Genomic DNA, 21805 nt, shown 5'->3' with positions numbered 1-21805 from the left:
GGAACCTTTCTCGATGGGTGAATTAGCCAAAGAGATCCTGCCGGTCAATATTGAAGACGAGTTGAAACAGTCCTACCTCGATTACGCAATGAGTGTAATTGTAGGTCGAGCATTGCCGGATGTAAGGGATGGTCTCAAGCCAGTGCATCGTAGGGTGCTGTTCGCCATGTCCGAACTGGGCAACGATTGGAATAAGGCGTACAAAAAATCTGCCCGTGTGGTCGGTGACGTTATCGGTAAGTATCACCCTCACGGTGACTCTGCTGTATACGACACCATCGTTCGGATGGCTCAGCCGTTTTCACTCCGATACCCGCTGGTTGATGGTCAGGGTAACTTCGGTTCCATCGACGGCGATAACGCGGCCGCCATGCGTTACACCGAGATTCGCATGGAGAAGGTGGCTCATTCGCTGCTGGCGGATCTTGAGAAAGAAACCGTTGATTTCGTTGATAACTACGACGGTTCCGAGCGTATTCCGGAAGTTATGCCAACCCGAGTGCCGAACCTGTTGGTGAATGGCTCCTCTGGTATTGCTGTTGGTATGGCAACCAACATTCCACCGCACAACCTGACCGAAGTGGTTAACGGTTGTCTGGCCCTGATTGAAAACCCGGACCTGACCGTCGATGAATTGATGGAGCACATCCCAGGCCCGGATTTCCCGACACAAGGCATTATTAATGGCCGTGCGGGCATCGTTGAAGCCTACCGGACAGGTCGTGGCCGGATTTACATTCGTGCCCGTCACGAAGTTGAGCATGATGCCAAGACTAAGCGCGATGCCATCATCATCACCGAGTTGCCGTATCAGCTGAATAAGTCGCGTCTTATCGAGAAGATTGCAGAGCTGGTGAAAGAGAAGCGCCTTGAGGGCATCACCGAGTTGCGGGATGAGTCCAACAAGGAAGGTATCCGGGTTGTCATTGAACTGCGTCGTGGTGAAAACCCCGAAGTGGTGGTTAACAACCTGTTTGCCCAGACCCAGCTCCAGACCGTGTTCGGCATCAACATGGTTGCGCTGATCAATGGCGAGCCAAAGACTCTGAACCTGAAAGAAATGCTGGATGCGTTCGTGCGCCACCGCCGTGAAGTGGTGACCCGTCGGACCATCTTTGAGCTGCGCAAAGCACGTGAGCGTGGCCATATTTTGGAAGGTTTGACCGTTGCTCTGGCCAACATCGACGAGATGATCGAGCTGATCAAGGCCTCTCCGACCTCGGTTGAGGCGAAAGAGAAGCTGATGAGCCGTGGCTGGGCTCCCGGCAATGTTCTGGCCATGCTGGAGCGCGCCGGCGAAGACGCTTGCCGTCCGGACGATCTGCCAGAAATCTACGGTCTGCGTGATGGCCTGTATTACATGTCTCCTGAGCAGACTCAGGCGATTCTGGATATGCGCCTGCACCGCCTGACCGGACTGGAAACTGAAAAGCTCCAGAACGAGTACAAAGAGATTCTGGAAAAGATCGCGGACCTGCTGGACATTCTTGGCGATCCGGATCGTCTGATGTCGGTTATCCGTGAAGAGTTGGAAGCGGTTGTTGCTGAATTTGGTGACGAGCGTCGTACCGAAATCACCAGTTCGCAGCGCGACCTGACCATCGCCGACCTGATTGATGAAGAAGATCTGGTTGTGACCATTTCTCATAGCGGTTATGCCAAGACTCAAGCCGTTGAAGATTATCAGGCCCAGCGCCGTGGTGGTCGTGGTAAAGCGGCGACGGCGATGAAAGACGAAGACTTTATCGAGAAGCTGTTGGTAGCGAACTCCCACGACACCATTTTGTGCTTCTCGAACCGTGGCAAGGTGTATTGGCTGCGTGTGTTTGAAATTCCCCGTGGTAGCCGTGGCTCCCGTGGTCGCCCGATGGTGAATATTTTGCCGTTGGATGAGGATGAGCGTATTACCACGTTCCTGCCGGTTCGTGATTACCCTGAAGACCAGTTTGTGCTGATGGCCACCTCCGCAGGTGTTGTCAAGAAGACACCTCTGCCCAACTTCTCCCGTCCGCGCAGCAGCGGCTTGATCGCACTGAATCTGGACGAAGGGGATACCCTGATTGGTGCAGCCATCACCAATGGTGATGCTGAAGTGATGCTGTTCTCAACGGCCGGTAAAGCGGTGCGCTTCAATGAAGAACAGGTTCGTCCGATGAGCCGGACCGCTCGTGGTGTTCGTGGCATCAAGATGCCAGAAGGTCATCACGTGGTGTCACTGATTATTCCTCAGGAAGGCGGCGTGCTGTTGACGGCCAGTGAGCATGGTTACGGTAAGCGTACCGCCATCGAAGAGTTCCCGGCCTACAGCCGTGGCAGCCAAGGCGTTATCGCTATGCAGTGTTCTGAGCGTAACGGCAACCTGGTAACGGCGCTTCAGTTGTTCGAAGGCGACGAGATGATGCTGATCTCTGATAAGGGTACGCTTGTGCGCACTCGTACAGATGAAGTCTCTATTCTTAGCCGTAATACCCAGGGCGTGCGCCTGATTCGTTTGGCTCAGGAAGACGAACGACTGGTCGGTGTTGAGCGTATCGCAGAATCTGATGACGACGATGAGGTCGCCGGCGCTAACGTTGAAGCGAATGTTGAGTCAGGTGCTGATGAAGGTACCGCAGGCGAGGAAACTGAAGAATGAGTAGGGCGTTTAACTTCTGTGCCGGCCCGGCTACATTGCCGGAAGCCGTGCTGAAACAGGCAGAAACCGAGCTGTTAGACTGGCGCGGCACCGGTATGTCAGTGATGGAAATGAGTCACCGCAGTGACGAATTTGTTTCTATTGCTGAAACCGCAGAAAAAGATCTGCGGGAACTGGCAGGTATCTCAGATGATTACGCTGTGTTGTTCATGCAAGGTGGCGCGTCCAGTCAGTTCGCGTCTATCCCGATGAACCTGATGGCAGAGAGCGCTTCAGCGGATTACGTGAATACCGGTATTTGGTCCAAGAAAGCCATTGCTGAAGCCAAGCGCTTCGGCAATGTGAATGTGGCGGCCAGTTCGGAAGACAGCGGCTTTACCACCATTCCGGACCAGTCTAGCTGGGCAACCAATCCCGATGCGGCCTACTTGCATTATACGCCGAACGAAACTATCGGTGGCTTGGAATACGACTTCGTGCCGGAGAGTGGGTCAGTCCCGCTGGTGGCGGATATGTCATCAACGATTCTGTCCCGCCCGCTGGATGTTTCGAAGTACGGCCTGATTTACGCAGGCGCTCAAAAGAACATCGGTCCATCCGGACTGGTTGTCGTGATCGTTCGCAAGGACCTTCTGGGCAAAGCCCGCAAAGAGACGCCGACGATGATGAATTATCAGGTCATCGCGGACAACGGCTCGATGTACAACACGCCTGCTACCTACTCTTGGTACCTTGCAGGCTTGGTGTTCAAGTGGTTGAAAGAGCAGGGCGGCGTGCAGGCAATGGGCGAGATGAACGCCCGTAAAGCCAGCAAACTGTACGGTTTTATTGATGACAACGACTTCTACGCCAACCCTATTGATCCGCGTTTCCGTTCTTGGATGAACGTACCGTTTACCTTGGCTGATGACGCCCTGAATGGTGAATTCCTGCAGGGTGCAAATGCTCGCGGCTTGCTCAATCTGGCGGGTCATCGCTCTGTTGGCGGTATGCGTGCCAGCTTGTACAACGCCATGCCGGAAGCGGGTGTGGACGCTTTGATTGAGTACATGGCTGAATTCGCGAAGGAGCGGGGCTGATCATGACCGACGAGAAGGCCCGCCTGAGCGAACTTCGGGACGAAATCGACAGCCTTGATCAGCAGATCATGAAGTTGATCAGCGCCAGAGCCGCCTGCGCTCAGGAAGTGGCCCATGTAAAAATGGCTGCGAACCCTGGGCAGGATGTGTTTTTCTACCGTCCGGAGCGGGAAGCTCAGGTGCTTCGCCGGATTAAAGACGAGAATCCGGGGCCTTTGCCCGCTGAAGAAATGGCGCGACTGTTTCGGGAAATTATGTCGGCTTGTCTGGCGCTAGAGAAACCGATGCACATCGCGTTTCTCGGGCCGCTGGGTACTTTCACCCAAGCGGCTGCGCTCAAGCATTTCGGCCATTCCGTCATCAGTGTGCCTATGCCGGCGATTGATGAAGTGTTCCGTGAGGTTGAATCCGGCTCCGCCCATTACGGCGTAGTACCGGTCGAGAATTCAACGGAAGGAATGGTTAATCATACGCTCGATATGTTTATGTCTTCGCCGCTGAAAATTTGCGGTGAGGTTCAGCTTCGTATCCATCATCATCTGATGGTGTCCCCGAAGTTTAAAGATCACGAGATTACCCGGATCTACTCGCATCAGCAGTCCTTTGCACAGTGTCGTCAATGGCTGGACTCTCATCGTGCCGGCATTGAGCGGATTACCGTTTCAAGTAACGCTGAGGCAGCCCGTCGTGCTGCGGAAGAACCAGGTTCGGCGGCGATAGCCGGCGACATGGCGGCGGAGCTCTACGGTATGGATCTGTTGGCCAGCAGCATTGAAGACCGTCCGGACAATACTACCCGGTTCCTGATTATCGGGCGGGAAGAGGTTGAGGCCAGCGGTCAGGATAAATCGTCCATTTTGGTGTCGATGCGCAACAAGCCGGGAGCTTTGTATCAATTGTTGGAACCCTTCCATCGTGAAGGCATCAGTCTGACCCGCATTGAAACTCGCCCCTCGCCCAGCGGCACTTGGGCTTACGTGTTCTATATCGATTTTGAAGGGCACATGGAAGACGAGCTTGCTCGCAAAGTGTTGGCCGAGATTGACGATGAAGCGGTGGAGTTGAAGCGCTTAGGTTCTTACCCGATTGGCGTGCTTTAAGCTCAGATTGAATAGACCCGGAGGAATGTTGAATGTCAGTGGATTACCAGAGTCTTGCGGTGAAAGGTGTTCAGGCTCTGTCTCCGTATCAGCCCGGAAAGCCTATCGAAGAGCTTGCCCGTGAGCTGGGGTTGAACCCGGAAGAGATCATCAAGCTGGCTAGCAACGAAAACCCTCTTGGGCCTAGCGAAAAAGCCATGGCCGCTGCTCGCAAGGCTCTGGAAGAGTCCTGCTTGTACCCGGACGGCAACGGCTTTGCACTGAAGCAGGCGCTGGTGAACCGGTTTGGCGTGGTCATGAATCAGATTACGTTGGGCAATGGCTCCAATGATGTACTGGAAGTGATTGCCCGCTGTTTTGCCGGACCCGAGAGCGAAGTAGTGTTCTCGCAATACGCCTTCGCGGTCTATCCGTTGGTGGCTCAGGCCATTGGTGCAAAAGGTGTGTCCGTTCCAGCTAAAGATTGGGGGCACGACCTCGATGCCATGGCGGAAGCGGTCAATGCGCGTACCAAACTTATCTTTGTCGCTAACCCGAACAACCCGACAGGTACAGTGCATACCGGTGACGCGATTGAAGTGTTTCTGCAACGAATCCCAGAGCACGTATTGGTTGTCCTGGATGAGGCCTATTGCGAATTCCTGACCGGTGAAGAATATGCTGACGGTATTCAGCTACTTGAGCGGTTCCCGAACCTGATTGTATGTCGGACTTTCTCCAAAGCTTGGGGTTTGGCTGCGATGCGGGTGGGTTACAGTATCAGTTCTCCTGAAATTGCCGATGTGCTGAATAGAGTACGTCAGCCCTTCAATGTGAACTCGGTTGCCTTGGCGGCAGCGGCTGCGGTGCTTGAGGACGATGTCTATTTGAATCGTTCGCGAGAGGTGAACGAATCCGGTTTGCGTCAGCTTACCGAAGGCTTCGAGCGTATCGGGTTATCTTTCATACCGTCGGTCGGAAACTTCATCGCAGTCGATGTGGGCGAGCGGTCCGCCAATGTTTATCAAGCGTTGCTAAGCCGTGGCGTGATTGTTCGCCCGGTTGCAGGTTACGGAATGCCCAACCATCTGCGTGTATCTGTAGGTCTTCCCGAAGAGAATGAGCGCTTCCTTGCGGCGCTGTCGGAAGCTTTAACGTCCGTACAGGAAGGGCGCTAAGGTGGCTGATAACGCGCATTCGTTTAAACGGGTTGCGATTATTGGTCTTGGCCTGATCGGTGGTTCGCTCGCTAGTGCTATTCGCAAGCACAAGCTGGCGGGCTCTGTTGTAGGCTTTGATCAGCGCGCCGATGAGCTTGAGTTGGGCGTTGAACTCGGTGTGATTGACCACGCCGCGCCAAGTCTTGAAGCGGCGGTTGAGGGCAGTGACTTAGTCGTTCTGGCGGTGCCCGTTCGGGCAACCCGTACCGTGCTGAAACAAATCAAGCCTTGGCTGGGTCGTGATGCAGTGCTGTCAGATGTGGGCAGCACCAAAACCAGTTTTGCTTCCGATGTGGAGGCTGTGTTTGGTGAGATTCCGCCGAACGTGATCCCAGGCCACCCCATTGCGGGCTCGGAAAAGAGCGGCATTAGAGCGGCTAATCCCGATCTTTTTGCTCATCATAAAGTGATTCTTACCCCGGCTGATAATGCCGACGGTGCGAGCTTGGCGCGCTTGAGAGCTTTGTGGGAAGGTGCCGGAGCGACAGTGCTGACCATGTCGGTCGCGTACCACGATGAAGTGCTTGCCGCGACCAGTCATTTGCCACACCTCATAGCCTTCTCGCTGGTTGATACGTTGGCGGGTGAGGATGAGAATCTGGATATCTTCCGGTACGCTGCCGGAGGCTTCAGGGATTTCACTCGAATTGCAGCCAGTGATCCCGTGATGTGGCATGACATTTTTCTGTCAAACCGCGACGCAGTACTGCGCGTGATTGACCACTTTACCCACGATTTGGGCGAACTCCGGGGCGCCATTGCCGATGGTGATGGAGCGACGTTGCTCCGGGTTTTCAGTCGTGCCAAGGCGGCGCGCGAACATTTTACGAAGATGCTTTCAGGGCAGGCGTACGTGACTAACAACAGTGATCAGCAAGTTATCTTTCATATGCAGCCGGGTGGTTCTGTCCGCGGCGACATCCGGGTACCCGGTGATAAATCCATTTCCCATCGTTCCATCATGTTGGGCGCGTTAGCTGAAGGCATCACTGAGGTGAAAGGCTTTCTAGAGGGTGAAGACAGTCTTGCCACCCTGCAGGCCTTCCGCGACATGGGTGTAACCATCGAAGGTCCGGAAAACGGATTGGTCCGGATTCACGGTGTGGGGCTGCATGGCTTGCAGGCCCCACGTGGCCCGCTGTATTTGGGTAACTCTGGCACGGGCATGCGTTTGTTTGCCGGGTTGCTGGCAGCTCAGCCGTTCGATTCCGAACTTTCTGGTGACACCAGCTTGTCAAAGCGCCCTATGGGGCGGGTTGCTGATCCCCTGCGTGCCATGGGGGCCGTGATTGAGACGGCGGAAGGTGGTCGTCCACCGCTGAAGATTAAAGGTGGGCAGTCTCTGACGGGTATCCATTACGACATGCCAGTGGCGAGTGCACAGGTTAAATCCTGTCTGTTGTTGGCTGGCCTATACGCGAATGGTTCAACGTCGGTTACCGAACCTGCGCCTACTCGTGACCACACCGAACGTATGCTGCAAGGTTTTGGCTATGATGTGCAGCGGGACGGTGCAACGGCCAAAGTAACCGGTGGCGGCAAGCTCGAAGCTGGCGTTATCGATGTACCCGCTGATATTTCATCTGCGGCGTTTTTCCTGGTTGCGGCCTCCATTGCTCCGGACTCTGATTTGATGCTGCGCCATGTGGGCATGAACCCGACTCGGGTAGGTGTTATCAATATCCTGAGGCAGATGGGCGCTAACATTGAGGTGTTGAACGAGCGTGTCATTGGCGGCGAGCCGGTGGCCGATCTGCGAGTGCGTTCTGCAGAGTTGCACGGTATTGATATTCCGGAAGATCAGGTGCCGCTGGCAATTGATGAATTCCCGGTTCTGTTTATCGCCGCGACCTGCGCCAAAGGCCGCACGGTGCTTCGTGGTGCGGAAGAGTTGCGAGTAAAAGAGAGTGACCGGATTCAGGTGATGGCGGATGGTCTGTCTGAGCTCGGTGTTGAAACAACCGTGACCCCGGATGGCATCATCATCGAGGGCGGTCAGACGATTGGCTCCGGTACGGTTGAGAGTCACGAAGATCACCGGATTTCGATGTCTTTCGCCGTTGCGTCTTTGCGAGCAACCGGTCCGATTACGATTAATGATTGTTCGAACGTTACGACATCGTTCCCGGACTTTGTCGAGTTGGCAAAACAGACAGGTTTCAATATCAGAACAGAAGGTGGTTCTTAATGGCGGATAGCAAGGCCCCGGTTATTACAGTTGACGGCCCTGGCGGTGCGGGTAAAGGCACGATTACCCAGATGTTGGCCCGCAAACTTGGGTGGCACTTGCTAGACAGTGGCGCCTTGTATCGCCTGACCGCCCTGGCTGCAACGCGCCAGGGCGTGCCGCTGGATGATGAGTCGGGCTTGGTTAAAGTCGCCGCGACTCTGGATGTAGAGTTCGAGCCGGGTGATGTTGGCCAGCCGGTGCGTGTGCTTTTGGCCGGGGAGGAAGTCACTTCCGACATCCGTACCGAGACATGCGGTAACAACGCATCCAAAGTCGCCGTGATGCAACCGGTTCGGGACGCTCTCCTGCAGCGCCAAAGAGATTTCCAGAAAGCTCCCGGCGTGGTGGCTGACGGGCGGGATATGGGTACGGTGGTTTTCCCCGATGCGCCGGTGAAAATATTCCTTACAGCGAGTGCCGAAGAGCGCGCACGGCGCCGCTATAATCAGTTGAAGGAAGCTGGGGTCGATGTTACCATTGATGCCGTTTTAGACGAGATTCGGGTGCGTGACGATCGGGATATGAACCGGTCTGCGGCCCCTCTTAAGCCTGCGGATGATGCGCAAGTCATTGATTCTACAGGTTTGAGTATAGAAGAGGTGTTAGACAGGTGTATGGCCGCAGCAGGTCAGGCCTGACTACACCTTTTTGTCGTTGGAATGCCGGAGTCAGCAAAATTTTGCCAGCCGCAGGCTGAATCCGGGAATCGTTAACAGACCGTGTTGCTGGCGGCACGGAGCATACTTGCGTTGATCATATAGGGCACATAATGAGCGAGAGCTTTGCGGATTTATTCGAAGAAAGTTTAAAAGAAATCGACATGCAGCCAGGTTCCATTGTTCAGGGAACCGTAGTTGATGTTGATAGCGACTGGGTCACCGTTAACGCTGGACTGAAGTCCGAAGGCGTTATCCCCGCCTCCCAGTTCCTCAACGAAAAAGGCGAGTTGGAAGTACAAATCGGCGACGTAGTCGACGTAGCTCTCGACGCAGTTGAAGACGGTTTCGGTGAAACTCGTCTGTCTCGTGAGAAAGCGAAGCGTGCCGAAGCTTGGAAGGTTCTTGAGAAGTCCTTCGAAGCTGAAGAAGTGGTTAAAGGTATTATTAACGGCAAGGTTAAGGGTGGTTTCACTGTTGATCTGGCTGGTATCCGTGCCTTCTTGCCGGGTTCTCTGGTAGACGTTCGGCCGGTTCGCGACACTGCGCACCTGGAAAACAAAGAACTCGAGTTTAAGGTTATCAAGCTGGACCAGAAGCGTAACAACGTGGTTGTTTCTCGCCGCGCCGTTCTGGAAGCTGAAAACAGCGAGCAGCGTGAAGCTCTGCTGGAAACTCTGACCGAAGGTCTGGAAATCAAAGGTATCGTCAAGAACCTGACCGACTACGGCGCATTCGTAGATCTGGGCGGTGTTGACGGCCTGCTGCACATCACTGATATGGCTTGGAAGCGCATCAAGCACCCAAGCGAAATTGTGAATGTGGGCGACGAAATCAATGTTAAAGTCCTGAAGTTCGACCGTGAGCGCAACCGCGTTTCTCTGGGTCTGAAGCAGCTGGGCGAAGATCCTTGGGTAGATATCAAAGGTCGTTACCCTGAGAGCGCTCGGGTAACTGCTCGTGTAACTAACCTGACTGATTACGGCTGCTTTGCTGAGCTGGAAGAAGGTGTTGAAGGTCTGGTACACGTATCCGAAATGGATTGGACCAACAAGAACATCCACCCGTCTAAGGTTGTTCAGGTAGGTGACGAAGTTGAAGTTATGATCCTGGATATCGACGAAGAGCGTCGTCGTATTTCTCTGGGTATCAAGCAGTGTGTGTCTAACCCATGGGAAGACTTCTCTGGCAACTTCAACAAGGGCGATCGCATCTCCGGTAAGATCAAGTCAATCACTGACTTCGGTATCTTCATCGGTCTGGATGGCGGCATCGACGGTCTGGTTCACCTGTCTGACATCAGCTGGAACGAGACTGGTGAAGAAGCCGTTCGTGAATACAAGAAGGGCGACGAAGTTGAAACCGTTATCCTGTCTGTTGATCCAGAGCGTGAGCGTATCTCCCTCGGTATCAAGCAGCTGGAAAGCGATCCGTTCGCCGAGTTCGTTCAGCTGAACGACAAGGGCTCCATCGTTAAGGGTACTGTTTCTGCAGTTGACGCCAAAGGCGCCACTATTGCCCTGAACGAAGAAGTTGAAGCGGTACTGAAAGCCTCTGAAATCAGCCGTGACCGCGTTGAAGACGCGCGCAACGTTCTGAAGGAAGGCGAAGAAGTTGAAGCGAAGATCATTAGCATCGATCGCAAGAACCGCGTAATCAACCTGTCTGTTAAGTCTAAAGACGTAGAAGACGACAAGCAGGCTCTTGATAACGTACGTAGTAAGACTGCAGAAACCTCAGGCGCCACCACCATCGGTGACCTGATCAAGGAACAGATGCAGCAGCAAAACGCCAATAAAGACTAATAGTCTGGTTGGTAGTGAAAAAAACGGGCTCTAAGAGCCCGTTTTTTTTGTGTTTTTTTCTGGTTTGGCTAAACTAGAGTCATTGGAATCCAGCATTTAGGTGCGGAATAATAATGACAGAGGGAAGTGCCTCATGACGAAGTCCGAACTGGTAGAACTGGTAGCATCAAAGCAGACACAGCTCTCGGTAAAGGATGTCGAGCTGGCTGTTAAGACCATCATTGAGCATATGTCTCAGGCGTTGGCGGATGGTCAGCGTATTGAGATTAGAGGGTTTGGTAGCTTTTCTTTGCATCACCGCGAAGCGCGTGTTGGCCGAAACCCCAAAACCGGCGAAGCTGTGCAGCTGCCGGCGAAGTATGTGCCGCATTTTAAACCGGGGAAAGAGCTGCGCGAGCAGGTTAACGATAGCTTGAAAAAAGGGTTCTAATCCTGCTTTAAGTGAGTCTCAGAGTATCATGAGATCGGAAATTTACCCGCCTGGAGCCTATACGAGATGGCAACACTGCAGAAGATTCTCTTAATTGTTTTAGTTATTATTCTGATAGTCGTTGCTCTGGTGTTCTCGTTGAATAATCAGATGGCGGTATCTCTTAACTTCCTCCTGTTCGAAACTCAGCCCCATGGCGTCGCCGTCTGGATTATCATGTCTTTTGTGCTGGGTGCGCTGGTAGGTGTTCTGCTGATGTTGATCGGGTCTTTCCGCTCATCGGTATCCCGGCGAAACCTCAAAAAGCGGCTTGAGCGAGCAGAGCAAGCGCTAGAGAAATCCAGGGCTGATAACGACCAGGCACTTTAATGGAACTAGTGTTCAACTGGCTACTTCTCACGGTAGCTGTTGCTGTTGGCTGGCTAGTGGGGCGGTACGGAAGTTCTTATCGCCGTTCGCGTAAAACCATCTCCGACGTAGACTCCGTCAAAGACCGTCTCCAATTTCTGTTTACCAACTATTCTGATCAGGCCGTCGAAAACTTTGTGCAATCTTTGCCGGTTAACAAAGATACGGTCAGCCTCCACTTATCGATTGGTAGTCACTTCCGCAATAAAGGGGAGACTGACCGCGCAACTCTGATTCACCAAAACCTGCTCGCCCGTCCTGAATTGCCTGCTCGTTACACGCCCAAAGTAACACTTGAATTGGCGATGGATTATCTGAGTGCAGGCTTGTTGGATCGGGCTGAGGCGCTTTTTCAGGAATTAATGGGTGATCGCGATTACGGTCGCCGGGCTTCAAGAGAACTTATCGAACTGTATCAGCAAGAGAAGGAGTGGGAAAAGGCTGGCCAAGTGGCGAAAACGCTCACGCGAACGGATTCCGATCCGGTTATGTTCAAGACTCTTGCCTATATTACTTGTGAGCTTGCGGACTTGGCGCTCAAAGAGGACGATCGCTGGACCGCCAAGAAGCTGTTTCGAGAAGCTCTAGAGTACGACCCCTCCTGTGTGCGTGCGACTTTATTGCTAATGAAGCTCCACATTCGCCAAGGAAATTTCCGGGAGGCCGGCAAGCAGGGCTTAAAGGTGTTCCAGCAAAATCCCGAATTCGGCCCCGAGGCTGTCGATCGGCTCATGCAGCTTGAGCGCGATCACGGTGATGTAGGGCGCTTATTTAAAAAGCTGAAAAAGCTCTATGAGCAACATCCTAGCACCAGTTTGTTGCTTGCCTTGGTAGAATCTGTGGAGCGCTCCTCCAGTCGTCTGGCAGCGATTGATCTGTTGCGGCAGGAATTGGAGGTGAGGCCTTCAGTGCGCGGGCTACTGCGACTGGTTGAGCTGGCCGGTTATGAGAAAGGCATGACGACCGATGAAGGGCGCTTGGTAAGCCGTATCGGTCATCTGATTCTCGCAAATCGCCCAATCTATCGTTGTGTGAATTGTGGCTTTGATGGCCAGCAATTGCACTGGCTGTGCCCAAGCTGTAAGCAATGGGAAACTGTGCGGCCGATTCAAGGTGTGGAAGCTGAATAACGTTTTAATTTACTGACTGGGAAAATCGAACGTGCAAAACCCAAACGACCCTAAAATCATTGTTGCTTTAGACTTTCCCTCTCAGGATCCAGCGTTGGCGTTAGCCGATCAGCTGGACCCCACAAAGTGCCGGCTGAAGGTGGGTAAAGAGCTGTTTACCCGCTCCGGTCCGCAGTTGGTTAAAGCGCTGCAGGGTAGGGGCTTTGACGTGTTTCTGGATCTGAAATTCCACGACATCCCGAACACAACCTCCTCGGCAGTTGCTGCTGCTGCGGACCTTGGTGTGTGGATGGTAAACGTCCATGCTTCTGGTGGTGAAAAGATGATGGTCGCCTGCCGTGAGCGTTTGGAACCGTTTGGTGCCTATAAGCCGTTGCTGATCGCGGTTACGGTTCTGACCAGTATGTCGGGAGAAGATTTGGCGGGTATCGGTATCACCGATTCGCCAGAGGTGCATGTCTCTCGTTTGGCCGCCTTAACCAAAAACTGTGGTCTGGATGGTGTCGTATGCTCTGCGCAGGAGGCTCCGCTCCTAAAAGCTGAGCAGGGTGCTGACTTCCAGCTCATTACCCCGGGCATTCGCCCTCTGTCCGCTGACAAAGGCGATCAGCAGCGCATTATGACTCCCACGGATGCCCTTAAAGCGGGTTCTGACTACCTAGTCATTGGTCGTCCTATTACCAAGGCTGCTGATCCTCTGGCGGCGTTGGAGGCTATTCATGCTGAGGTTGCTGCTGTTTAAACTTGTGTGCTGAGGCTGGTTTCCGGCCCTGGCCTGCTTGAATTGCGGGTAGGGCTGCGGGAGCTGGCTCCCAAAAACCGCTCCTTCGGCACGTCCATGTGACGCTTCTGCTCCGCCATCCATGGCATGGCTCCGCACATTTTTGGGAGCCAGCTCCCGCAGCCCTAGATCAAATTGCGTAGCAATAGTCGGCTAGAGTGGTGTCTGTCAGTGAGTACAGCGCCGAAGCGTGTTCTGAATTGCGTATATTTGCGTTGTTTGGTCGGCAGTGTGGGAAGCCCTTTCAAAAAATTTCGTAGGCCATGGATGGCCGGAGAGAAGCGCACATGGATGTGCTTGTAGCGGTTTTTGGAAAGGGCTTCCCGCACTGTCCTTGCACCCAAGCAGACAGGCTGGGGCCAAACACCGGCTCCCGACATGTAAGGTAAAACAAACGCCCGCAAAAAAGCCCGCTAATTCATAGAACTAGCGGGCTTTCGAAATAGTGGCTCCCCGAGCTGGGCTCGAACCAGCGACAAACGGATTAACAGTCCGTTGCTCTACCAACTGAGCTATCGGGGAACATCGTCATGTGACGAGGCGCGTATATTAGTGTGGCCATACCGCCTCGTCAACCCCTTAACTAAAAAAATTAGCCAAGAGCTTTTTCCAAACGCTCAACTGCCTTCTCGAGGTTGTCCATGCTGGTGGCAAAGCTCAACCGCATGTGGCCCGGGCTACCGAAAGCAGAGCCAGGAACCAACGCAACACCCGCTTCGCTCAGCAGTTTCTCAGCGAACTCAACGTCAGTGTTTACGCCATCAGTTGCATCAATCGCGCCCTGGAAGCTTGGGAACACGTAGAAGGTGCCGTCGCCGTAAGGGCACTCAACGCCCGGCAACTTGTTCAGTGCGTCAACCAGCCAGTCGTGGCGCTGCTTGAACGACTTAACCATCTCGCCTACGCAAGCCTGATCGCCGTCAAGCGCGGCGGTAGCGGCAGCCTGAGAGATGGAGCAGGGGTTCGAGGTGCTCTGGGACTGGATCTTCTTCATGGCACCGATGATCTTCGCCGGACCCGCAGCATAACCAATACGCCAGCCCGTCATGGAGTAGGCCTTGGATACGCCGTTCAGTACGAAGGTGCGGTCATAAAGCTCTGGGCATGCGTTCACGATGTTGCAGAACGGCTTGCCAGTCCAAAGGATCGGCTCGTACATGTCGTCAGTGGCGATCATGATGTTCGGGTGCTTTTTCAGCACTTCACCGATAGCCTTCAGCTCTTCCATCGAGTAGGCCATGCCACTCGGGTTGGACGGGCTGTTGATCACGAACAGACGAGTGCGATCAGTGATCGCATTTTCGAGCTGCTCCGGAGTGATCTTGAAGCGGGTATCCACGCTTGTTTCAATGATCACCGGCTTGCCTTCTGCAACCAGAACCATGTCCGGGTAAGATACCCAGTATGGAGCGGGGATAATGGCTTCGTCGCCCGGGTTCAGTGTGGCCAGAGCCAGGTTGAAAAAGCTTTGCTTGCCGCCACTGGATACCAAAATTTGATTGGCTTCGTATTCCAGGCCGTTGTCACGTTTGAACTTCGCAATGATCGCTTTTTTCAGAGCAGGCGTACCATCAACGGCGGTGTACTTGGTTTGACCGTTGGTGATGGCTTCAATAGCGGCCTGTTTGATGTGCTCTGGGGTATCGAAGTCCGGCTCGCCAGCACCTAAGCCAATAATGTCTTGGCCAGCAGCGCGAAGTTCAGCTGCTTTGTTGGTAACTGCGAGGGTCGGGGAAGGCTTGATGGCCTGTACACGGCTGGAAAGTTGAAGGTCCAAACTTGAGCTCCTTAAAGCTGCGTCTTATGGGCTGCGACCGGCGTGATAGCTCAGGGGGTATACTTCCCAGCTGAATTTTACACGGCCGTCGATCGGGCTGATGGTATCATGAAGCAGCGGTATCGCTAAATTTCTTGTAAGTAGTAGCCGTGATGGTTGCTATTGATGATTGGAGGTTCTTTGCCAGTTATGGTCAGTAAATCACCTAGTGCTACCAAAGAGGGTGCCTTTCGTGTTGAGTCTGCCTATCAGCCGGCTGGGGACCAACCCGCAGCGATTGCCGGGCTGGTAGACGGTATACACTCAGGCTTAGCGCATCAGACTCTGCTGGGCGTGACCGGTTCCGGTAAGACATTTACCATCGCTAACGTGATCCAAGAGATCCAGCGGCCGACGATTGTTATGGCTCACAACAAAACACTGGCGGCCCAGTTGTACGGTGAATTCAAAGAGTTCTTTCCGGACAACGCGGTGGAGTATTTTGTGTCCTACTACGATTACTACCAGCCGGAAGCTTATGTGCCGTCTTCCGATACGTTTATCGAAAAAGACGCCTCCATTAACGAACACATTGAGCAGATGCGCTTGTCGGCAACCAAGGCTCTTTTAGAACGCCCGGATGCGATTATCGTAGCCTCTGTGTCGTCGATCTACGGCCTGGGTGATCCGCAATCCTACATGAAGATGATGCTGCATCTGGATCGTGGTGATCCGGTGGAGCAGCGTGACATCTTGCGTCGGTTGGCAGAGCTTCAGTACACCCGTAACGATGTTGAGTTCCACCGGGCCAACTATCGGGTTCGGGGTGATGTGATTGATGTGTTCCCCGCGGAATCCGAGCGTGAGGCCATTCGGATTGAGCTGTTTGACGATGAGGTGGAACAGTTAAGTTATTTTGACCCTCTCACTGGCGAAGTTCTGCGCCGAGTACCTCGGGTAACCATCTACCCCAAATCCCACTATGTTACCCCGCGCCAGAAAGTGCTGGATGCGGTTGAGAACATCAAAGTGGAGCTGGATGAGCGGCTGAAACAGTTGCGCGATAACCATCGTTTGGTGGAGGCGCAGCGGTTGGAAGAGCGGACCCGTTACGACATCGAGATGATGTTGGAGCTGGGGTACTGCAACGGCATTGAAAACTATTCACGCTATCTGTCTGGTCGAGATCCGGGTGCGCCGCCCCCCACTTTGTTTGATTATCTGCCGCCCAATGCTTTGCTGGTGGTGGATGAATCCCACGTGACGATTTCGCAAATCGGGGCCATGTATAAGGGCGACCGTTCGCGGAAAGAAACTTTGGTCGAGTATGGCTTCCGGCTGCCGTCCGCACTGGATAACCGCCCCATGCGTTTTGAAGAGTGGGAGCGAATTGCGCCGCAGATGATTTTTGTCTCTGCAACGCCCGGTAATTACGAGGCAGAGCACGCGGGGCAAGTGGTGGAGCAGGTGGTTCGGCCGACAGGCTTGCTCGACCCTTTGATTGAGGTTCGGCCTGCGTCCACGCAGGTGGATGACCTGCTATCCGAGATCCATGCTCGGGTATCGGTTAAGGAACGGGTATTGGTTACTACGTTAACCAAGCGCATGGCGGAAGACTTAACCGATTTCCTGATGGAGCACGATATCCGGGTACGCTACCTGCACTCGGATATCGATACGGTTGAGCGGGTGGAAATCATTCGTGATCTGCGCCGAGGCGAGTTTGATGTGTTGGTCGGCATTAACCTGTTGCGGGAAGGCTTGGATATGCCAGAGGTCTCTTTGGTCGCCATTCTGGATGCTGACAAAGAAGGCTTCCTGCGCAGCGAGCGGTCGCTGATTCAGACCATAGGGCGAGCTGCTCGTAACGTGAACGGTAAAGCGATTCTTTACGGTGACCGGATAACCGGCTCCATGCAGCGAGCTCTGGATGAAACCGAGCGCCGTAGAGCCAAGCAGCAGGCTCATAACGAAGAGCATGGCATCACACCGACAGGCCTGAATAAAAAAATCGCAGACATCATGGAGGGGGCTCCGGGCGGAGGCCGTGGTCGCCGCAAGGCGGAGCGGCCTGGCCAGAAAGCCGCGGAAGAGTCGGAAGACTACCTCGTTGCGGCAAGCAAGCGTTCTTCGCAGGATCTGCTTAAAGAAGTGGCTGGGCTGGAAGATGAGATGTACAAAGCGGCTGCCGATCTGGATTTTGAAGCCGCTGCCCGTTTGCGTGATCGGATTTCCGAGCTTAAGGAAGCGGCGATCAGAAACGCTTGATCATGGTCGCCGGGGGCCGACAATCACCGCTGCTTGCAGTGGTTGATTTCGGCCATAGCTCGACATCTTGCTGAAGACCCGTTTGTCGATGGGCAAATACTGCTTGTCGGCTACGGTTTCGCCTTCCTCGGCATCGATCTCCGGATCGTGCAGGTAAACGAAATCGTCATCGATCGCGCACACGGTGACCCAGTGGGGCACACGGCTGCGGTTCAGTTGCCACGTACTGATGAGAATGACCGGAATCTGGCCGTTGTGGAGAGCTGTCTCCATTGCTTCCAGAGTCAGCGGGTCGTGGTGAATCTGAATCCCGGTTTTGCCGATGTCATGTAGAAAGCCCTCATGTACCAGTTCCAATACCCGCTTTTTGTCGTCATTACGTACGGTATCTTTAAACAGTACGCCTTCTTGGCTGATCCAGGCACTGGCGTCAAAACCTCGATTCCAAGCAGAAAGCGCGAGGCCGTGAGGCCCGCACCCGCCGTGACCGGCGAGCATGAAAATAGTGGTGGCTTCGCGCCAAATTTTCAGCTCTTCGAGCGTGGTTAGGGGTTGCCGTTCATCCAATGCGGATAAGGCCATAATCAAGGCCGATGGGCCACAGGTGAATTCAGTGGTCTGCGGGTAGTAGGGCACCGGCAGAAACTCCCGCGAAGGTTCGTAATACAGGATCCGCCGCTCAAACCGCAGCGCGGTGCCCTGGTCCTCGTAGTAGTCCCGGTAGGTACCGAACTGGCGATAGCCCAGGCGCCGATAAAGGTTGATGGCTCCGTTGTTATCTTCTCGTACTTCGAGTCGCATGATGATGCGGTCGGCCTCGGCGGCTTCTTTCTCCGCCTCTTTAATCAGTTTTTCGCCCACGCCTTTCCCACGCACAGTGGGGGATACCGCAATGGAGTAGATTCTGGCCAGGCGAGTCGCTGCACTCATGAGAACCAAACAGTAGCCCACCAGTTCTTCGCCTAGCTCAGCAACGATCAGTCGGTCTCTGGGTACTTCCAGAAAGCGGCGAAAGCTCCGGCGGGAAATTCGGTCGTCAGTAAAGCACCGGTTTTCAAGCTCGACGAGGCTTTTCAGGTCGTCAGCGACAGCTTGTCGTAGCAGTACATCTTGCATAGTGATTGAACCCCGGAGCACAGAAAAGGCGAGGAAGCTGGCGTGCACTTCCTCTGCAGCTATTATGGTAGAGACAGGGGGCTTCCGGTAGCGCGCAAGCATGCGTAAAAGCACTCATCAACGGTTGATTGTGGCGTGCCCTGCAGCGGCGTATTGTTGCGCCAATTATCCGGCTGAACCTTCAGGGAGGAATGCCTTTTATGTCCCGTTTGTTAATCGTTGTGGATCGTGCGAAAGATTGGGCGCCGTATTACCCTAGCGAAGACGTACTCACCTTTGACCAGTACCTGAAATTTACGGCTCCTGCTAACAGCCGGGTGCGGGTTATTAATCTTTGCCAGAGCGCCAAATACCTGAGCCGGGGCTACTACTGCTCATTGTTGGCGGAAGCACGAGGCCACCATGTTGTGCCCTCGGTGATGACGTTGAATGATCTCAGTCGGAAGGGCTTGTTTTCTCTTGAGTTGGAGGAATTGGACTCGAGCGTAGTTCAGTGGCTGGAAAACGAGGCTCAGGAGATCGATCCGTCCACAGACGAACGGGCCGCTACCCATGAAGTCCGGATTCGAACTCACTTTGGTCAAGCTGAACATGCTGACCTGAAGCCAGTGGCACGCGCCCTGTTTGAGCGCTTTCCTTGCCCGATCCTCGAGGTGGTTTTCCGCCACCGAAAGCAGTGGCAAATTGAATCCATGAAGCCGGCGTGTCCGGCAGACTTGAATGAACGTGAGCAGGACCTGTTTGCCGAAGCCTTCGATCGCTTTAGCAGTATGGTTTGGCGCAAACCCAAAACGCGCCGTCGCTATCGGTTTGACCTTGCCATGCTGGTGAATCCGGATGAGGAAATGCCGCCAAGTGATGAAGCAGCGCTTAAGCGATTCGAGCGTGCTGGGCGTAAGTTGGGTATTAACGTTGAGCGAATCACTCGTCGGGACTACATGCGGTTACCGGAATACGATGGTTTGTTTATTCGGGAAACCACGGCGATTGATCATCACACCTATCGTTTCGCTCGTAAGGCAGAGGCCGAAGGCTTGGTGGTGATTGATGATCCGGTCTCTATTCTGCGCTGCACGAATAAAGTATTTCTGGCCGACTTACTGAAAAATAACAAGGTACCGACACCAAAGACGCTGATTCTTTCCAAAGATCAGAAAGATGCCGTTGAGCAAGTGGTTAACGATTTGGGCTTTCCGGTCGTGATCAAAATTCCGGATGGTGCTTTTTCACTTGGGGTAGCCAAAGCGAAGGATGAAACAGAGTTAAGAGGCGGCTTGAAAGACTTGTTCAAGCAGTCTGCTCTGGTGCTCGCTCAGGAGTATTTTTACACTGAGTACGATTGGCGGATAGGTGTTCTGGGTGGTCGTGCTATATATGCTTGCAAATACATGATGGTGAAAGGGCACTGGCAAATCTATCAGCATGGCGGCGCATCGGTAGAAAGCGGTGGTTTTGAAACCATGCCGACCTATGAAGTGCCCAGAAATGTGATTCAGGCGGCGCTTAATTCCACTCGCCTTATCGGGAATGGGCTCTACGGTGTCGATATCAAGCAGGCCGGTAACCGGGTTGCTGTGATCGAAGTGAACGACAACCCAAGCATTGACTCAGGTGTTGAGGATAAATTTCTGGGGGGAGAGCTCTATACCTTGGTCATGCAGGAGTTCCTTTCCCGCATGGAAGCGAATCGCCGCCGGTAATCTCGTTGTCCGGATTAGGCTGCAATCCAAATCCGGACGCTGCCCAGCCAAGCAGCATCTACCAGCGCCTCTTGAACCCGATTGGTGGTGAGCTCCGGTGCAGGGTGATCCTCGTGCAGAAAGATCTCAAGGTGCACGCGATTTTCCAAATAGTGCAATCCTAGTCTGCTATGTGGGGGTAATTCCCCTAAAGCTTGTGCGATCTGAGCGTGAATTTCTTCCCGGGAAGGGAGTCCCGGCTCATTAAGTGATGGGATTAACTCATCGTTCTCCGCATCAATATGAAAGTTGATGTCTTGAATGTTGTCGAGGGCCTCGCGCATCCCGGTAACCACCTTGAGGCCGATTTGATGGCCTTCAGAGACGCTGATTTCCGGGCGCACCACCAAATCGATATCCAGCAGAATGTCTTGGCCCATGCGCCGGCTTCGAAGCTCATGCACGTTTCGAACGCCAGGCGTAGTGAGAGCAATGGCGCGCAGCTTCTCGGTATCTTCCTTTGATAAGCCCGTGTCGATCAGTTCTTTGACGCTGTCCCAAGTGAACTTCCATCCGATGTGAACGATGATGACCGCAACGGCCACCGCAGCGACGGTATCCAGCCAGACCACCCCAAGCATCGCGCCGACGGTTGATAGCAGGACGACGACGGATGAAAATGCGTCCGTGCGGCTGTGCCACGCGTTGGCGACAATGAGGTCTGAGCGGATTTTGAGACCCACGTATCGGGTGTAACGGAAAATCCATTCTTTACTCAGCACGGATATGGCTGCAGCAACCAGCACGGGCCACTCGGGGATGAGAAGTTCGTCGCCTTCGAATAAGCGAAGTATGTTTTCCCACGCCAGTGCAGCACCCACGGCAATTAGAATGCTGCCTAATAAAAGCGTACCAAGTGTTTCAATTCTTTGATGGCCATACGGGTGGTCATCATCCGGACCTTTTCGGGATAGGCGCATCACAGCCAGTACGACCCAGTCGGAGGCTACGTCGGTAAATGAGTGGATCCCGTCTACCACCAGTGCATGGGAATGGAATAAGGTGCCGCCCACCACTTTTATCAAACCGAGAAACGTATCAAGGAGCATGCCAATGATGGTGACTTTGGAGGCAGCGTGCCTCTCGGTTTCAAGGTCGCGTTCGGGGATTGGCTGACTGCTAGGCGTGCTTTCCATTCGGGCTGGCTCTTATGTGTTGCTGTGGCGCCAGTATAGCCCCAAAAAACTAAAAAAGGGCTTGCAAAATCAAGAATGAGCGACCGCTTTATGCACATTTTGAAATGTTAATCGCTAGCTACCATTGTGTTACGGTTTTCGTCAATTCTTATTTCAATCTTTGTAAGTGCATGAAATTAAAAGAATAAAAAGCTGATCAAAAAATGATCAATCTGTAGGCTGGCGCAGTAATCAAGGCTTAGAAACGTTTGCCCCGCGCTTATCAACAGAGTTATCCACAGATTCCGTGGAAAAGCCTCGGAAGCCTCGACAGCATGCGGCTTTTGGCGACATTTGT

Annotated in this window: 16 protein-coding genes and 1 tRNA gene; 13 read left to right on the top strand and 4 right to left on the bottom strand. The window is 53.7% G+C overall.

Annotation, left to right across the window (positions count from 1 at the left end; translation table 11 throughout):
* The first annotated feature begins 13 nt into the window (after positions 1-13).
* The 11 genes from gyrA (at position 14) to pyrF (ending at position 13414) form a co-directional block, all read left to right on the top strand.
* Entirely contained in the window at positions 14-2635 is a 2622-nt protein-coding gene (gene gyrA / locus ACNQ6O_RS06555) for a DNA gyrase subunit A (RefSeq protein ID WP_418052442.1), read from the top strand.
* A complete protein-coding gene (serC, locus tag ACNQ6O_RS06550; protein WP_418052441.1) occupies positions 2632-3714 on the top strand; it encodes a 3-phosphoserine/phosphohydroxythreonine transaminase in 1083 nt (360 codons plus the stop codon). The genes gyrA and serC overlap by 4 nt, the downstream gene beginning before the upstream one ends.
* A gap of 2 nt (positions 3715-3716) precedes the next feature.
* The gene (pheA, locus tag ACNQ6O_RS06545) at positions 3717-4814 is read left to right on the top strand and encodes a prephenate dehydratase (protein WP_418052440.1); all 1098 of its coding nucleotides are present in this window, start codon (positions 3717-3719) and stop codon (positions 4812-4814) included.
* Positions 4815-4846: 32 nt separating this feature from the next.
* Entirely contained in the window at positions 4847-5971 is a 1125-nt protein-coding gene (gene hisC, locus ACNQ6O_RS06540) for a histidinol-phosphate transaminase (protein WP_418052439.1), read from the top strand.
* A 1-nt stretch (position 5972) separates the two neighbouring features.
* Positions 5973-8201 carry a bifunctional prephenate dehydrogenase/3-phosphoshikimate 1-carboxyvinyltransferase gene (locus tag ACNQ6O_RS06535; RefSeq protein ID WP_418052438.1) on the top strand — a complete coding sequence of 743 codons (2229 nt, stop codon included), beginning with the start codon at positions 5973-5975 and terminating at the stop codon, positions 8199-8201.
* Positions 8201-8881, top strand: coding sequence for a (d)CMP kinase (gene cmk / locus ACNQ6O_RS06530; RefSeq protein WP_418052437.1), 681 nt, complete (start codon positions 8201-8203; stop codon positions 8879-8881). Before ACNQ6O_RS06535 ends, cmk begins: the two co-directional genes overlap by 1 nt.
* 131 nt (positions 8882-9012) lie before the next feature.
* Positions 9013-10704: a 30S ribosomal protein S1 gene (gene rpsA, locus ACNQ6O_RS06525; protein ID WP_114335659.1), complete on the top strand. Its 1692-nt coding sequence runs from the start codon at positions 9013-9015 to the stop codon at positions 10702-10704.
* Positions 10705-10837: 133 nt separating this feature from the next.
* Complete coding sequence (locus tag ACNQ6O_RS06520) at positions 10838-11134, top strand: integration host factor subunit beta (RefSeq protein WP_114335658.1); 297 nt, start codon at positions 10838-10840, stop codon at positions 11132-11134.
* Between the two features lie 66 nt (positions 11135-11200).
* Positions 11201-11503 carry a LapA family protein gene (locus tag ACNQ6O_RS06515; RefSeq protein WP_418052436.1) on the top strand — a complete coding sequence of 101 codons (303 nt, stop codon included), beginning with the start codon at positions 11201-11203 and terminating at the stop codon, positions 11501-11503.
* Positions 11503-12672: a lipopolysaccharide assembly protein LapB gene (gene lapB, locus ACNQ6O_RS06510; RefSeq protein WP_418052435.1), complete on the top strand. Its 1170-nt coding sequence runs from the start codon at positions 11503-11505 to the stop codon at positions 12670-12672. The genes ACNQ6O_RS06515 and lapB overlap by 1 nt, the downstream gene beginning before the upstream one ends.
* A 31-nt stretch (positions 12673-12703) precedes the next feature.
* Positions 12704-13414 (top strand): orotidine-5'-phosphate decarboxylase, encoded by a 711-nt coding sequence (pyrF, locus tag ACNQ6O_RS06505; protein WP_418052434.1) that lies wholly within the window; start codon positions 12704-12706, stop codon positions 13412-13414.
* Positions 13415-13899: 485 nt separating this feature from the next.
* Here the strand turns inward: pyrF and ACNQ6O_RS06500 are convergent.
* Positions 13900-13975, bottom strand: a tRNA-Asn gene (locus ACNQ6O_RS06500).
* Positions 13976-14045: 70 nt separating this feature from the next.
* A complete protein-coding gene (locus tag ACNQ6O_RS06495; RefSeq protein WP_418052433.1) occupies positions 14046-15230 on the bottom strand; it encodes a pyridoxal phosphate-dependent aminotransferase in 1185 nt (394 codons plus the stop codon).
* Between the two features lie 189 nt (positions 15231-15419).
* On the opposite strand from ACNQ6O_RS06495, the gene uvrB reads away from it, so the two are divergent.
* On the top strand, positions 15420-17477 hold the full coding sequence (gene uvrB / locus ACNQ6O_RS06490; RefSeq protein ID WP_418052540.1) for an excinuclease ABC subunit UvrB: 2058 nt from the start codon (positions 15420-15422) through the stop codon (positions 17475-17477).
* On the opposite strand, the gene rimI is transcribed toward uvrB, so the two are convergent.
* On the bottom strand, positions 17478-18593 hold the full coding sequence (rimI, locus tag ACNQ6O_RS06485) for a ribosomal protein S18-alanine N-acetyltransferase (protein ID WP_418052432.1): 1116 nt from the start codon (positions 18591-18593) through the stop codon (positions 17478-17480).
* A gap of 200 nt (positions 18594-18793) precedes the next feature.
* On the opposite strand from rimI, the gene ACNQ6O_RS06480 reads away from it, so the two are divergent.
* Positions 18794-20293: a RimK family protein gene (locus ACNQ6O_RS06480; RefSeq protein WP_418052431.1), complete on the top strand. Its 1500-nt coding sequence runs from the start codon at positions 18794-18796 to the stop codon at positions 20291-20293.
* Between the two features lie 14 nt (positions 20294-20307).
* On the opposite strand, the gene ACNQ6O_RS06475 is transcribed toward ACNQ6O_RS06480, so the two are convergent.
* Positions 20308-21468, bottom strand: a complete 1161-nt coding sequence (locus tag ACNQ6O_RS06475; RefSeq protein ID WP_418052430.1) for a cation diffusion facilitator family transporter — start codon at positions 21466-21468, stop codon at positions 20308-20310.
* Positions 21469-21805 lie beyond the last annotated feature (337 nt).

The sequence above is a fragment of the Marinobacter sp. SBS5 genome (genome assembly GCF_048285575.1).
In the GTDB taxonomy this organism is placed as follows: Bacteria; Pseudomonadota; Gammaproteobacteria; order Pseudomonadales; family Oleiphilaceae; genus Marinobacter.
Note: the sequence above shows the minus strand (reverse complement) of the source record. Positions and strands in the feature narration are given on the sequence as shown.